The sequence below is a fragment of the Arenibacter certesii DSM 19833 genome, assembly GCF_000429545.1.
Lineage (GTDB): Bacteria > Bacteroidota > Bacteroidia > Flavobacteriales > Flavobacteriaceae > Arenibacter > Arenibacter certesii.
The window spans coordinates 121483-136261 of record NZ_AUCB01000009.1 but is presented as its reverse complement, the minus strand read 5'-3'; the positions used below and the strand labels follow the sequence as shown (position 1 = coordinate 136261).

The 14779-nt window shown below is 39.4% G+C and carries 9 protein-coding genes; 6 read left to right on the top strand and 3 right to left on the bottom strand.

Features of this window, described 5'->3' with window-relative positions:
- Positions 1 to 338 precede the first annotated feature (338 nt).
- Positions 339 to 3350, top strand: a complete 3012-nt coding sequence (locus tag G466_RS0105720) for a SusC/RagA family TonB-linked outer membrane protein (RefSeq protein ID WP_084418750.1) — start codon at positions 339 to 341, stop codon at positions 3348 to 3350.
- An 11-nt stretch (positions 3351 to 3361) separates the two neighbouring features.
- On the top strand, positions 3362 to 5071 hold the full coding sequence (locus G466_RS0105715) for a RagB/SusD family nutrient uptake outer membrane protein (protein WP_026812796.1): 1710 nt from the start codon (positions 3362 to 3364) through the stop codon (positions 5069 to 5071).
- 270 nt (positions 5072 to 5341) lie between these two features.
- Here G466_RS0105715 and G466_RS0105710 read toward each other — a convergent pair whose 3' ends face one another.
- Positions 5342 to 6688, bottom strand: a complete 1347-nt coding sequence (locus G466_RS0105710) for a Gfo/Idh/MocA family protein (RefSeq protein WP_026812795.1) — start codon at positions 6686 to 6688, stop codon at positions 5342 to 5344.
- A 383-nt stretch (positions 6689 to 7071) separates the two neighbouring features.
- Here G466_RS0105710 and G466_RS0105705 point away from each other — a divergent pair, with 383 nt between their 5' ends.
- Complete coding sequence (locus tag G466_RS0105705) at positions 7072 to 9711, top strand: MGH1-like glycoside hydrolase domain-containing protein (protein WP_026812794.1); 2640 nt, start codon at positions 7072 to 7074, stop codon at positions 9709 to 9711.
- Between the two features lie 173 nt (positions 9712 to 9884).
- Here G466_RS0105705 and G466_RS0105700 read toward each other — a convergent pair whose 3' ends face one another.
- Entirely contained in the window at positions 9885 to 10142 is a 258-nt protein-coding gene (locus G466_RS0105700) for a hypothetical protein (protein WP_026812793.1), read from the bottom strand.
- Positions 10143 to 10405: 263 nt separating this feature from the next.
- Positions 10406 to 12136: an APC family permease gene (locus tag G466_RS0105695; RefSeq protein WP_026812792.1), complete on the bottom strand. Its 1731-nt coding sequence runs from the start codon at positions 12134 to 12136 to the stop codon at positions 10406 to 10408.
- A gap of 231 nt (positions 12137 to 12367) precedes the next feature.
- Here G466_RS0105695 and G466_RS0105690 point away from each other — a divergent pair, with 231 nt between their 5' ends.
- The 3 genes from G466_RS0105690 to G466_RS23765 all read left to right on the top strand — a co-directional run bounded on the left by G466_RS0105690 (position 12368) and on the right by G466_RS23765 (position 14768).
- Positions 12368 to 13081, top strand: coding sequence for a DUF1003 domain-containing protein (locus tag G466_RS0105690; RefSeq protein WP_026812791.1), 714 nt, complete (start codon positions 12368 to 12370; stop codon positions 13079 to 13081).
- 131 nt (positions 13082 to 13212) lie between these two features.
- Positions 13213 to 14589, top strand: a complete 1377-nt coding sequence (locus G466_RS0105685; protein ID WP_026812790.1) for a Gfo/Idh/MocA family protein — start codon at positions 13213 to 13215, stop codon at positions 14587 to 14589.
- Positions 14590 to 14603: 14 nt separating this feature from the next.
- Entirely contained in the window at positions 14604 to 14768 is a 165-nt protein-coding gene (locus G466_RS23765; RefSeq protein ID WP_157373811.1) for a hypothetical protein, read from the top strand.
- Positions 14769 to 14779: the final 11 nt, after the last annotated feature.

The window sequence follows — 14779 nt, the reverse complement described above, 5'->3', positions numbered from 1 at the left end:
AATTGCTACCTATTGCTTAAAAAGAGCCAGAACCAGAAAACCTTATAAAATTTAGTTAACCGAGAATTTAAGCAAAGAAGTCTTCTCAAAACAGGGTCAAAATAACGTATTAGAATTTGGTAAACATTGAAAAATTGTACAGCTTTACGACTTTTTTCTGTCAGAATTCATATCCCATTGCATAAAATGGGGGTGTATTTCTAAATCTAACTTAGTCCTGTATTTTTTGTAAACCATCAATAAAATCAATTATTAACAATGAAGAACACATCACTATTAATGAACACTTAAATTATTCACCTTTTAAAAATTGACACAAAATCAAATTAAACTAAACAATGAGAAAATTAATTAATAAAGGATTATTCCTACTTATGCTATCCTTCACCTTTACGGCTCAGGCTCAGGAAATTAGCATAACGGGAGTGGTTACAGACGCAAGTTCAGCCACTCCAATTCCAGGAGTTAATGTAGTTGAGAAAAACACAACCAATGGAGTTGCAACGGATTTTGACGGAAATTATTCCATCAATGTTACTAGCGGAAGCATATTGGAATTTAGCTCCCTTGGCTATTTATCTCAAGAAATTACTATTACAGATCAGACCAATCTCAATATTAACCTAGTTGAAGATGCAGCGCTATTAGATGAAGTAGTGGTTGTAGGATATAGCACTCAAAAAAGAGAAAGCCTAACCGGATCTTTACAAACCGTTAAAGGTGAGGAATTACGTAACGTCACTACACCTTCAGTTGAAAATATGCTAAATGGAAAGGCTCCCGGCGTATTTGTAGCGCCAGGATCAGGAAGACCTGGTTCTAGAGGTGGTGTAGTTATACGAGGACAGGCTACCCTAAGCGGAACTACTAGCCCCCTCTGGGTTATAGATGGTGTTATTGTTGGGTCTGGAGCAGGTGAACTGAACCCAGAAGATATTGAGTCCATGACCATTCTAAAAGATGCAGCTTCAACTTCTATTTACGGATCTCAGGGAGCAAATGGAGTAATTGTAGTAACTACCAAGAGAGCTAACTTGGGAAAAACAACAATAAATGTGTCCTCTAAATTAGGTTTCAGCCAACTTAACAATGGTAATGTCAAAATGATGAACGGGGCAGAATTGTACGATACATATGCATCCTTCTCCAATGCCGACCAAATATCCTTTCCTCGCTGGAACGCCGACTTGCGTAATAGCAATTTCGACTGGTGGAATCTTGCAACTCAAAGTGGTTTAACACGGAATTACAATGTTTCTATTGAAGGTGGTTCCGAAACACTACGCTCTTTTATGTCCGTAGGATTATATGATGAGCAAGGGGCCGTAAAAGGATATGATTATAAGCGTTACAATTTCCGCTTTAAAACAGAATACAAACCTTTCGATTGGTTAACCGTAAAACCCGCCTTGGTAGGATCGCTTCGCGATGTGGAAGACAAACAATATTCTACTACGGCTATGTACTCCAATTTGCCATGGGATAGTCCTTTCGACGAAAACGGTAACTTAGTTCCCCATCGTCATAATGGGTGGGTAAATAGTGCCAGTACCAACTACTTGTACGACCTTCAGTGGAATCACTCCGCCAATAAAAACTATGAATTTATGGGGAATTTTGATTTTGATATCAAATTGACCGACTGGTTAACTTTCTCATCTGTTAATAACATACGCTACAACAGTTACAAAGCAAAAGGATACACCGATCCCCGTTCTAACGGAGGCGAAAGCGTAGGCGGACGAATTACAGACTACAGATCGGAATACACCCGACAGTATACCAACCAGATTTTGCGATTCAATAAAAATTGGGATAAGCACTATCTAAACGGATTGGTTGCCTATGAATTTAATGATTACAGAAGTGAAACCCTAGATGTATATGGAACAGGGTTTATTCCTGGTTTTGAAGTGTTAGACGTAGCGTCCAAACCCGAACGTACCAAAGGTGGTATAAACGAGTGGGCTGTGCAGTCTGTACTTTTAAATGCGAATTATTCTTATGATAGTAAATACATGGGGCAAGTCTCCTTTCGTAGAGATGGAGCCTCAAATTTTGGTGACAATGCAAAGTATGGCAACTTCTTTTCTGTAAGTGGAGGATGGAATATAGACCAAGAAGAGTGGTTTAAAGCAGATTGGGTAGATGCGCTAAAATTACGTGTAGCTTACGGTTCCGTAGGTAACCGTCCAAGTTCCCTATATCCACAATATGACCTATATGCCGTTTCAACAGGGGCAGGATACAATGAAAATCCGGGTGCACTCATCAGTCAAATTGGAAACAAAGACCTAACCTGGGAGAAAACATTTACCAGTGGTGTTGGTGTTGACGCTAGATTTTTTAATGATCGTGCAAGACTTACGGTAGACTACTATGAGAAAAACACAGATAATATTCTGTACCAAGTTCCCGTTACTGGATTAACCGGGGTTACTAGTATTTGGCAGAACATTGGAGAAATGGAGAACAAAGGAATTGAGATTGCCTTTGGGGGTGATATTATCCGAACAGACGATCTTATCTGGAGCCTAGATGTGAACTTGGGCCACAACGCAAATAAACTAACAAAGCTATATAAGACAAAAGATGCTAACGGAAATTATGTTGTTAGACCTATAATCATTAGCGATGGCCTGGGAATTGCTGGTTCAGCACAGCGAATGTTAGAGCCTGGTCGTCCCGTAGATACCTATTATTTAAAAGAATGGGCAGGGGTAAATACGGAAAGCGGGTTACCAATGTGGTACAAAGTAGAAAGAGACAATGAAGGTAACGAACTGTCTAGAACTACCACTTCCAACTATTCCGAAGCTACCTTTGAAAAAACCGGAAAAGTTTCTCCCGATCTTTTTGGAGGTTTTACTACTGCATTATCTTATAAGCGATTCGATATCAACGCAGTATTCGGCTATTCTATCGGCGGAAAAATCTATAACTATTCCCGACAAGAATACGACTCAGACGGAACCTATACAGATCGTAACCAAATGCGACTTAGACCGGGATGGAGCCGTTGGGAAAAGCCTGGCGATATAGCTACGCATCCTATAGCGAGGTACAATAACCAAGATAAAGGAAATGCTACCTCCACCCGTTTTCTGGAGAAAAGTGATTTTTTAAAGATGCGCTCACTTACTTTGGGTTACAATCTTGATCTAAGCCAGTATAAAATTGAAAACTTACGTATTTCATTCACTGGGGAAAACTTATTCACTATCACCGATTATTCCGGGGTAGATCCTGAAATCCCAGTTAATGATAATGGAGCAATTATGGGATCCACAGGACCAGGGGTATATCCGGCGACACGTAAATTTATGCTTGGACTTAACTTGAAATTTTAAATAGAAACAACATGAAAAAAATAATTATAGCCATAGTAGCTTTCGCAGGACTTTCTGCCTGTGATATTGACCGCTATCCCTATGGAAGTATGGACTCAGAGACAATTGTTCAAGATCCTGATGCTTCCTTAGAATCATTACTAAACGGAATGTACGCTCAGTTAAAAGCATGGTCAGACCCTATGCATCGTATGGGGGAATATGCCGGAGATAATATGATGATACGTGGGTCCTCTACAGATGCATTTTACGAATTTATTTCCTATTCCCGTACACCAAATAACTATCGTTTAACCCAGTTTTGGAATTCGGGATATAAAGCTATTGCACAGGCGTCTAATATCATTGCTATGATTGACGAGGGACAGAGTCCAGAAATAGATAATAAAATAGGGGAATCTTACTACGTGCGTGGGATGATGTATTTTTACCTAACCCGTGCATTTGGTCGTCCTTATTATCAAAACCCAGAAACAAATTTAGGTGTACCTATTGTTAACGGTACTCCAGATGACGTAATTAATTTGGAGCTAGAGGATCGTGCTACTGTTAAGGAATCGTACGAGCAAGCCATCAGCGATCTAAAGAAGGCAGAAGAATTGCTCAATTTGGACAAAGTTCCCATATATGCTTCCAAAGAAGCGGCTCAGGCCATGCTTTCTCGTATTTATCTCTTTATGAGTGGTACCTATACATCACCAAATACAGCATATGCACAGCTTGCAGTTGACTATGCGGATAAAGTGATCAATTCTGGAAAGTATTCGTTATTGCCAAGGGAAGAGTTTATGAAGTACAATACTTTTATCCCTGAAAATAATGAAGAAACCATTTTCGCTATTAAACGTGTAGCTTCGGAATTTTCTGGATTCGATCACTACTATGGGGTTGGAGGAATGTATGCCAACCTAGGTGGTATGGGCTGGGGTGAAATGTACGCTAGTGCCAAATATATCGCTTTATTAAACGAAACTGGTCGAAATGATTGGCGTCCAGACAGCTACAATATGGTAGATGCACGTGCTGCCTTTATTGAGCCCACCTACTCAAAGGATGCCAACACAGGAGAATTTAAAGAGGTGTTCCGTTTCATCAAGGATGATAATGGAAGTTTAAATTACGTTCAAGCAGCGATTAGTCGTACCGCTGGCGTCATAAGCTGTAAAGAAGGAGACAACACCTATATCCTGACTCCTATTGATACCGAGCAGGAAATTTATTCCATTTTATATAAAGATGGAAAGACGTATAGGGGAGTTATTGATAACTTTATTACCCTTAATCGTGTGTATCCACAGTTCTACATCACCAAAGCATCTCGTGAAGGAGAGGAATCTCACTTGCATTCTCCGGTCATTAGCCGTTTGGGTGAAGTTTACCTGAACCGTGCTGAAGCATATGCTAAATTAGGAAATTATGAAGCTGCCCTAAATGATTTAAATATGATTAGGGAACGTGCTATTGAAAATGGTGGATATAATAGCCTAGATGCCACTAATGCAAGTACACGTATTGATAAAGAACGTCAATTAGAGCTAGCCTACCAGGCAGAAAGAAGTTATGATGTATTCCGTAATGGAAAAGAATTAACACGTCAATACCCAGGTCCCCACAATCAATTTGAGGACATTTCAGCTAATGACTTCCGAGTTATATACTATATCCCCCAAGATGCTATTAACTCATACCCTGGAACACTAACACAGAATCCAACTCAATAGTAGGTGATGCTAATTCTCAGCAAAATTTAATTTGCAAAAAGCCCTTACAAATAAAATACGTAAGGGCTTTTTACTTACTAATTCACAACCTCGTTTTAATGTAATTTACATTCTTTGGGTATAGTACTTATTTTTAAAAAAACTTAGTGTAGTTGTAATTCAACAATAAAATGACGCCATGCTAGCAATCGTACCATTTACCATAAAAAAATCCCAAGTCCTCTTAACTAATAAGAAACTTGGGATCTTAATTTTGTAGATTACTATATACTATATCACCACCGTCTTACCAGGGGTTGGAATATTATAAGTACCATCTGCATTGGGCTGCACTGGAGCTGGGGAATCCCATGTTAAATTATCTGGAACCAAAACAATATTAGATTCCATTGCCTCTTCCAATTTAATAATCTTTCCAGAATACGTAGCCATTCGCCCTATAATGGCGCTCATAGTACTCTTAGCACCGTTTTCGGCATCACTGATCACTCCTTTGTTCCTAATAGATTGAAATAGCTTTACATGTTCTACTTGATAGGGATTAGGATCGTCCTTTCCTCTATGGGTAAAGATATCGCCGCCCTCATAGTCTTTCACAAAGGTATTATCACCATAAGTCTCTATAGTACCCTTGGTACCTTGGAACACCTCCGCTACCCTACTCATTGTTTCGGGATGGTGCCTACACTGACTAGCAATTACCGCACCACTTGGATAGGTATATTCTACAAAGTGATGGTCATAAATCTCTCCATGATCCTTTCCGGTACGTACCTGTCTTCCCCCCATACCTTGAGCAGAAATAGGATATTCACCAATAAACCAGTTGGCTACATCAATATTGTGGATGTGCTGCTCCAAAATATGGTCTCCGCACAACCAGTTAAAATAATACCAGTTACGCATTTGGTATTCCAATTCGGATTGTCCGGGCTGTCTCTCCCTTACCCATACGCCACCACTGTTCCAATATACTTGTCCGGAAACAATTTTCCCGATCTTATTTTCCTTTATTTGCTGGAGTCCGGCCAAATAGTTGTCCTGGTAATGTCGCTGTAATCCCACAACAACATTTAACTTTTTCTCCTTGGCAACCTTTGCTGCAGCTAATACTTTACGCACCCCAGGCACATCTGTAGCTACCGGTTTTTCCATAAAGACGTGTTTCCCTGCATTTACGGCAAATTCAAAATGTTGAGGCCTAAATCCAGGAGGGGTTGCTAAAATAACAACATCGGCCAATGCCATTGCTTTTTCTGCCCCTTCAAATCCTACAAACTGATTTTCCTTGGGAACATTCACTCTTTTAGAACCGTCGAAAGCCTTTTTCACATTAATTAAACTTCCCTGTAGCCTATCCTCAAATGCATCGGCCATAGCTACCAGCTCCGTATTTGGATCAGCCTTTAATGCCTGTATAGCAGCTCCAGTACCACGGCCACCACAACCTACTAAGGCAATTTTTAACATTTTGTCGTTAGCTACATTTACCATAGCGTTCATTTGCATAGCTGGCAAGATCATAGCTCCCGTAACCAAAGCACTGCTCTTACAGAAATCCCTTCTGCTATTTTTTTTATTGGCAGTAGATTTTTTGGAATTGTCATCAATTTTCATTCGTAGAAGTTTAATTGTTTTTATATCAAGTTATATCAAGATTCCGCTTTATGGTTTACCTATAAAACCAATATGATTAAATACAAGCTGTTAAGATAAGTATTTAATGGCAACCGTACAATTTACATTTTAAATTTAAACATCTACGTGTTAGTGATCATAAAAAATTACACTATTCCTATTATCCATATTTTTAAAACCCTTCAAACGGTGACGTTTAGGTATTACTAAGTTATTTTTAATTGATAAAGAGTATCGGGATTACCACTTGAAAACATAAGATTTCTTAGTTGTCAAACAAATGTTATCTTTAGAGCCGAAAAAAATAAGCGGATTATTCCTTAATAAAGGGAAACTTCCCTTATAATCAAGAGCAAGCGTAGATGAAAAAAGATAAGCTAACAAAGGAAGAGAAGCGCTTAGAGGAAAACCTGGCCAATTCTAAAGATTGGCATAAATGGGGCCCTTATTTAAGTGAGCGTCAATGGGGTACAGTAAGGGAAGATTATAGCCCAGGCGGAGATGCATGGAATTATTTTTCCCATGATTCCTCACGCAGTAGAACCTATCGCTGGGGAGAAGATGGAATTGCAGGTATCTCGGACAGATATTGTAATATATGTTTTGGTGTGGCCCTATGGAACGGAAAAGATACTATTCTTAAGGAGCGCCTTTTTGGGCTTACCGGTCCACAGGGAAACCACGGGGAAGATGTAAAGGAACTTTATTACTATTTGGAAAATACCCCTTCCCATTCCTATATGAAACATCTTTATAAATACCCACAAAATGAATTCCCTTATAAAGAACTAGTAGAAGAGAATGGCAAGCGCAGTAAGGATGATCTGGAATATGAAATTTTAGATACCGGCATCTTCGACAATAACGAATATTTTGATATTTATACTGAGTATGCAAAAGCAGATGAGCAGGACATCCTAATAAAAATAACGGTAAGCAATAGGAGTGATAAACCAGCTCCTCTCTATTTATTACCCACCTTGTGGATACGAAATTTCTGGAGTTTTGTAGGAATGCCAGAAAAACCAAGCATAAAAAAAGAAGTTAAAAATGGAGTTCCCTATGTATCCATAGATCATATTTACGTTGGTAAATACAATATGTATTTTGAGGAGCCTTCCCAATTGCTCTTCACAGAAAATGAGACCAACATGGAGAAACTCTATTTACAACCCAATGACCATCCCTATAAAAAAGATTTTTTCCACGATACGGTAATCAAAGGCGATTTCACCAAAGCTAAAAAGAAACAAGAGGGTACCAAATTTGCTCCCATGTACAAAATGCAGCTTGATGCAGGCGAAACCAAAACCGTAAAATTAAGACTGACTAATGGCTCCTTAGAAAGCCCATTTGACGAAAACTTCGATTCTATATTTTCAGAACGAGTAAAAGAATCACAAGACTTTTTAGAGGCTACTTTTCCAGATTCCGATAACGAATCCTTGGAGATCCAAAGACAGGCTATCGCCGGACTTTTATGGTCTAAACAATACTATAATTATGAGGTAGAAAAGTGGTTGGAAGGTGACTTTAAAGAATTCCCACCTTCCCCTAGTCGATATCACGGTAGGAACAACCAGTGGCAAACACTAAGGATCCATGATATCCTTTCTATGCCGGACAAATGGGAATACCCTTGGTTTGCAGCATGGGACACCGCCTTTCACTGTGTTTCCATAGCGCTGGTAGATGCCAATTTTGCCAAGGAGCAGTTACTCTTATTTACAAAAGAATGGTATATGTCTCCCAGTGGACAAATCCCGGCATACGAATGGAATTTTAGCGATGTAAACCCTCCCGTACAGGCTTGGGCCTCACTACAGGTTTTTCAAATCGAAAAAAAGAAAACCGGTAAAGGTGATGTTCGATTTCTAAAAAGGATGTTTAACAAGTTGGCCCTGAATTTCACTTGGTGGGTAAACAGGGTAGACAGGGAAGAAAAAAATGTTTTTGAAGGCGGATTCTTAGGTCTAGATAATATTGGAGTTTTTGACCGAAGTAACGGGGTACCCGGAGGTGGAATATTGGAACAGGTAGATGGTACTTCTTGGATGGCCCTTTACTGCCTTAATATGTTAGAAATGGCCTTGGAAATCTCCTTGGAAGACGATTCTTTTGAAGATATGGCTATGAAATACTTTGGCCATTTTGTCTTTATTGCGGAAGCGTTAAATACCATGAAAGAAGGATATAAAGGTTCATGGGACCAGCACGATGGCTTTTTCTATGACAACCTAATCTTACCCAATGGTGAGGCGTTCCAAATAAAAGTAAGGTCTATTTCTGGATTATTGTCACTTGCGGCAGTGTTGAACATTAAGAAGGAATACTTAGAAAAACTCCCTCGCTTCCGTAAAAGTATGCAATGGTTTAGAACACACCGTATTCGGACGTCCAAGTACCAAGTAATGGAAGAGTTTAACGAAGGGGAAGACGTGCTCCTATCTCTAGTGCCAAAAGAACGTATTAACATATTGATGAATAGCATGTTAAGCGAGAAAGAGTTCTTGTCCCCACACGGTATACGGTCTCTTTCTAAAGTCCATGAAAAACCTTATAATATTAATATAGCAGGAACTAATTATAGTATTAATTATGAGCCCGCTGAGTCCTCTACTAGATTGTTTGGTGGCAACTCCAATTGGAGAGGCCCCATTTGGATGCCAATGAATTATTTATTTTTAGATTCGCTACGGGAATATCACAGTTATTTTGGAGACAAGTTTACGTTTAATTTTCCGACGGGGAACGATGAGAAGATGAACCTAAAAGATATCAGCGACGAAATAGGCACTCGACTCACCCATTTGTTTAAAAAAGACGCTAAAGGAAACCGCCCCATTCACAAGCTACATGAGGCGTACTACAAAGACCCCTATTTTAACGATCTAGTCCTCTTTTACGAGTATTTTGACGGAGATAACGGTCGAGGTGCCGGAGCGTCACACCAAACTGGCTGGACAGCACTAGTAGCCAATTTATTAGCAGATATAGAGTAAGACAAAACCCGCCACATGAGAAAAACTCCTCAAGTGGCGGGTTTATATGTATCTGCCTTTTAATCTCTTAATCATAAATTATAAACCATATATTTTATTCAATATATGCCACTAGCACATCACATTTGGGCCTAGGTACATTTAAAAATCAAAGCGCTAAGAACCAACATAGATTAAAGGGAGAAAAAACTCTTGGGTACCAAATGGAATCCCAAAGCGCTAACCTTTTTTTCTATATCGGTTACCTGTACCGCTTTTGAAGTGTGGACTTTAAACTCTTTGGGGAAACCTTCAATTAATATCACTTCTTTAATACCATCTAACTTCATTAATTCCTTCTGAATCAACTCCAAGTCCTTTAATTCCTTGGCATCCGTTCCAAAAATCTTTCCATAATTTCCGGGAATAACATTTTCCGATATATAACTCATACTTTCTATGCTTTATTTTTCCTGATTACGGTATGGGGAGAGACCAATTCTACCTAGATGCAGCATTTTTCCATTCAAACATGCTATATATAAATATACGAAAATAGGGAATACCATTTCCTTTGATGTTGCAGAATAATCCCAGCGCATTGAGAAATAAGTGCTGCAGAAATAAATATTCCCAGTAAAGTATATAAAGTAAAGGTAGGAGCTATCCCTATGAACTTTTCAAGATCTTACTGCGATAACCCTGTAAGGTTCGATTAAACAATCATCCTAACCTCACCTAATTCTTGAATTTTATGGGGAAACTTGTCACTAGGAGAACCTATAAACATGAAATTTGTGGGAATACTCCATCGCTTGGAGAACTCTTTAATTTTAGCGGGACCAAAAACTCCCTCCTCAACAATAAATTGAATATTGATCTTTGGATAGGCTCTATTCAGCACATCTATATCCTGTTTTAACCTGATAGGGATGGTATCGTTTTTATCTAACACAGCAACAATTTTCAGAATCTTGGTGGGTTCGTTCCGCGTAATATAAAGCATTACCTTGTTTAAGGTAGCTACATCGTCATGCTTGGTGAAAAAGACAAATTGCTGCTTATTTATTGTGGTAAGCATACGTTGGGTGCGTCGATGTAAAGTTTTAAAAAGAGGACCCCTATCTGGAAATACATAGGTTAAAACCACCAAAATAATTTTAAATATAGCGGTCCGGTACAACATAAAGAATACCACAAATAAGGTTGGAATTAGATATTCCGCAAAAATCATCAAATAATAAGGATTTAGGATAATATTCCCTAGCATAGCAACCATAACAGCAGAAATAGCCAAAATTAATCCTGGCCAGCTTGCTCTTTCAGGACGAGGTAATTTGGAACGATTGATCTTCAGCAACATATTTCCGATCCCAAAAAGAACCATTACGGACAGAAAGGCAATAGTATATACCCCAGCCAGTTTTGCGAGGTTGCCTTTAGTCACCAATAAGATAGAAACACATAATATAAAGAATATAATATATATCATATAGGGGCTACTCCTCTGGTTTCTTTTTAACATAAATTTTGGCAAAATTCTATCCAAGGCCATGCGCTCCATTAGTCCGCCTACCCCTACAAAGGAAGTAAGAACCGCTCCACTTAAAACCAATGCCGCATCGATACCAATCAGCAGGGAAAGCCAATTGCCTCCCGACACACCGCCTAAATACGATAATAAGGCATCTTGATTAGAACTGATGTTGGCCATCGGCACAATTGCCAATGCCAAAAAAGCAATCAACGGATTAAAAACAGTAACTACGATCCACATATTACGCAGTGTTTTAGGAAACACCCCCTCTTGTTGCTCCTCCACATAATTGGCCGAACTTTCAAAGCCACTTATCCCCAACATGGCCGCTGAAAACCCTAAGAACAACGCATTTAAAACACTTCCTTCTATCGGAGTTCTAAAATTTGACAAAAGAATATCCACTCCGTTTTCTATAAAAAATAGGATACAGTAGGCACATAAGAGGGTCAAGGAAAAAAGATGAAAAACAAATATTATAATGGCAACTTTAGAAGATTCCCCGATTCCAATAATGACCAATCCCATAAAGACTGCCAATAGTCCTATAGTTACGGGGACTACAGGAAACACAGACCAAATGCTATAGGCGTATTTTACCGCCTCACTGGCAGATATAACTGCGGTGGCCATATAAGAAAGCACGGTTAAGGAAGCTGCCAACGAAGCCGTAGATTTTTTGGTGGTATTCAAAAGCGCATTGTAGGCACCCCCATTTAATGGGAGCGCACCCACTACCTCTCCATAGACCCCTCTAAACAGATATAATACCCCTGCTACAATTAAAAGAGATATCCAAGCATATTGTCCCGCATAGACAATAGCCAATGCAGACACATATAAACAAGAAGAGCTTATATCATTACCGCAAATTGCGGTAGCTTCCAGTTGATTCAATTTTTTCTTCATCTACCAACTAATTAGAGAAAAGAAATCCTACTTAAAGGTACGGGTAAATCGGTGATATTAAGTTTATTCGGACTTAAAAATGAATTACTTTTAAGGTATAAATCATTGAGTTATAATATTAGTGTGACCAAACACTTGTCGCAAATAAAAAAAACAAGAAATGCGAAGCGCACCCGCCTGAACCACGTAGTCGGGCAGGTAGGGCCGTTAAAAAACAATAAAAGTTTACCTATGAAAACATTTATCAGTGCAATTTCCCAAAAGGAATATCCCATCAGCGAGCAGGCTCCAGCAAAAACGATCAGAAAATCGATATACGATTTAATTAAAAAAGAACATCCCATACTTAGTAATAAAAGTACTATTTCTGTATCCGAACTGAATCAATACCGACAAAAATACCTTTCTGAATATCTCATCCGTGAGGTGGGGGAACTCACCACTTTAGAAGAAGACGTGCTGCAAACTATCCACAACGAAAAAACTATTTCCACCAAAAGGGACGTGTTAGAAGAACAGGAAAACAACACCGTTGGACAACGTTTGGCAGATAAGGTTGCAAGCTTCGGAGGGAGTTGGAAGTTTATAATCCTCTTTGGAATATTCATTCTTATTTGGATGATGATCAATATAATATTCTTGTTCAATAAGGGATTTGATCCCTACCCCTTTATCCTATTAAATTTAATTCTATCCTGTTTAGCTGCCCTTCAAGCTCCTGTAATAATGATGAGTCAGAACAGACAGGAAGAAAAAGACAGGGATCGTGCAAAACAAGATTATATGATCAATTTAAAATCAGAATTGGAAATACGAATACTGCATGAAAAAATAGACCACCTCATCATTCACCAACAGCAAGAGTTATTGACCATCCAGCAGATACAAATAGAAATGATGGACGACATAATGGCCCAAATTAAAGAACTTCACAATAATAAGTAGGAAGTACCCCGTATTTCATTTTTTGCTATCTTTAAACGGTTGCACCACGATTCCCGTTGCAACAATCAAACTTTAAATATTATATCTAAGCACTTACCAACTAGGTAAAAGAGCAATAAAATCTGAAAACCATGGATCAAAAAATATTCAATATCAATAGGAGAAATTTTATAAAAGGGGCCACTGCTTCCATGGTACTCTCATCTTTTGGCGCCTATGGATTTGATTTGATGCACCGCAATAGGCCATGGCGCGTAGGACTCATTGGAACTGGCTGGTACGGTAAGAGCGACCTATTTAGGCTGATGCAGGTGACACAGGTAAACGTGGTTTCTATTTGCGATGTAGATAATAAACTACTAACTGAAGCGGCCGCCTTAATCAGTCAGCGCCAACAATCTAAAAAGACGCCTAGAATGTATAGGGATTATAGAAAAATGCTCGCAGAAAGGGATTTGGATATCGTAATTATTGGTACTCCTGACCATTGGCATGCGCTACAGACCATAGAGGCCCTGAAATCCGGTGCCCATGTTTACGTACAAAAACCCATAAGCACCGATGTGGTAGAAGGCGAGGCTATGGTGGCTGCAGCTCGTAAATATAATAGGATTGTACAGGTAGGTACGCAAAGGAAAAGCACACCCCACCTTATAGAGGCAAAAAAGAATATTGTGGATGCGGGCTTATTGGGAAAGGTATCCCATGTAGAAATGTGCTGTTACTACCACATGAGAGCTAATGATAACCCTCCCTTACAACCCATCCCCGATTTTTTGGATTATGAAATGTGGACAGGTCCGGCTCCCCTTAGACCGTATGACGGCCTCCCGCATAGAAGATGGTGGCGTGCGTTTATGGAATACGGAAATGGCATAACGGGCGATATGTGTGTGCATATGCTAGACACTGTGCGCTGGATGCTAGAGTTGGACTGGCCAAAGAAAATAAGCGCTACAGGAGGCATCTATGTGCAGAAAGAGGGAAAATCCAATATTGCCGATACACAAACCGCTATTTTTGAATTTGAAGAACTAAACTGCGTATGGCAACACCGTACATGGGGCACTCCAGCAGATCCCGAATATCCGTGGGCGTTTAAACTCTACGGCGAAAAAGGAACACTCATGGGCAGTACCATGAAATACGATTTTATTCCTCATGGCGATGGAGAGAAAATACATAGGGATGTAATCTATGAGAAGGAGAAGTACCCAGAAGACCTTACCGAAAAGGATATTGAATTAAATGCGGCTCCGGCTACACGACTTCACATGTTGGATTTCCTTGCGGCTATAGACCAGAATACGTTGCCTATTGCCGATATCCGAGAAGGACATATTTCTACCGCAAGTTGTATTTTGGCTAACCTATCCATGGCCACTGGTAGGCCGTTGATCTATGACCCCAACAAAATTATAGTAGTAAACGATGAGGAAGCTACCGCCCTTTTGCAACGGGAGTATCGGGCACCTTGGACACATCCACATCCTAAGGATTTTTTATAGATTATGGTGAGAAGATGGGAAAAGGTAAAAAGCAAACCACCTCGGGGCAAGCCTACAAGGCATTAAAAGGAGAAAAACGTATTGATTTTGAGGCCCGCCTAAATGGATATGGGCAGGCAAGACTCCGAGCATTCAAATCTCGATTATCGAGTGAAAAAATGTTGGAAAAGCTACCCTAAGAAAAAAAAGG

What these genes read in the sequence shown, in the direction of transcription:
- G466_RS0105705 (WP_026812794.1), top strand. Translation starts at nt 7,072, where the DNA reads ATGAAAAAAGATAAGCTAACAAAGGAAGAGAAGCGCTTAGAGGAAAAC.
- G466_RS0105715 (WP_026812796.1), top strand. Translation starts at nt 3,362, where the DNA reads ATGAAAAAAATAATTATAGCCATAGTAGCTTTCGCAGGACTTTCTGCC.
- G466_RS0105695 (WP_026812792.1), bottom strand. Translation starts at nt 12,136, where the DNA reads ATGAAGAAAAAATTGAATCAACTGGAAGCTACCGCAATTTGCGGTAAT.
- G466_RS0105685 (WP_026812790.1), top strand. Translation starts at nt 13,213, where the DNA reads ATGGATCAAAAAATATTCAATATCAATAGGAGAAATTTTATAAAAGGG.
- G466_RS0105700 (WP_026812793.1), bottom strand. Translation starts at nt 10,142, where the DNA reads ATGAGTTATATATCGGAAAATGTTATTCCCGGAAATTATGGAAAGATT.
- G466_RS23765 (WP_157373811.1), top strand. Translation starts at nt 14,604, where the DNA reads ATGGGAAAAGGTAAAAAGCAAACCACCTCGGGGCAAGCCTACAAGGCA.
- G466_RS0105690 (WP_026812791.1), top strand. Translation starts at nt 12,368, where the DNA reads ATGAAAACATTTATCAGTGCAATTTCCCAAAAGGAATATCCCATCAGC.
- G466_RS0105720 (WP_084418750.1), top strand. Translation starts at nt 339, where the DNA reads ATGAGAAAATTAATTAATAAAGGATTATTCCTACTTATGCTATCCTTC.
- G466_RS0105710 (WP_026812795.1), bottom strand. Translation starts at nt 6,688, where the DNA reads ATGAAAATTGATGACAATTCCAAAAAATCTACTGCCAATAAAAAAAAT.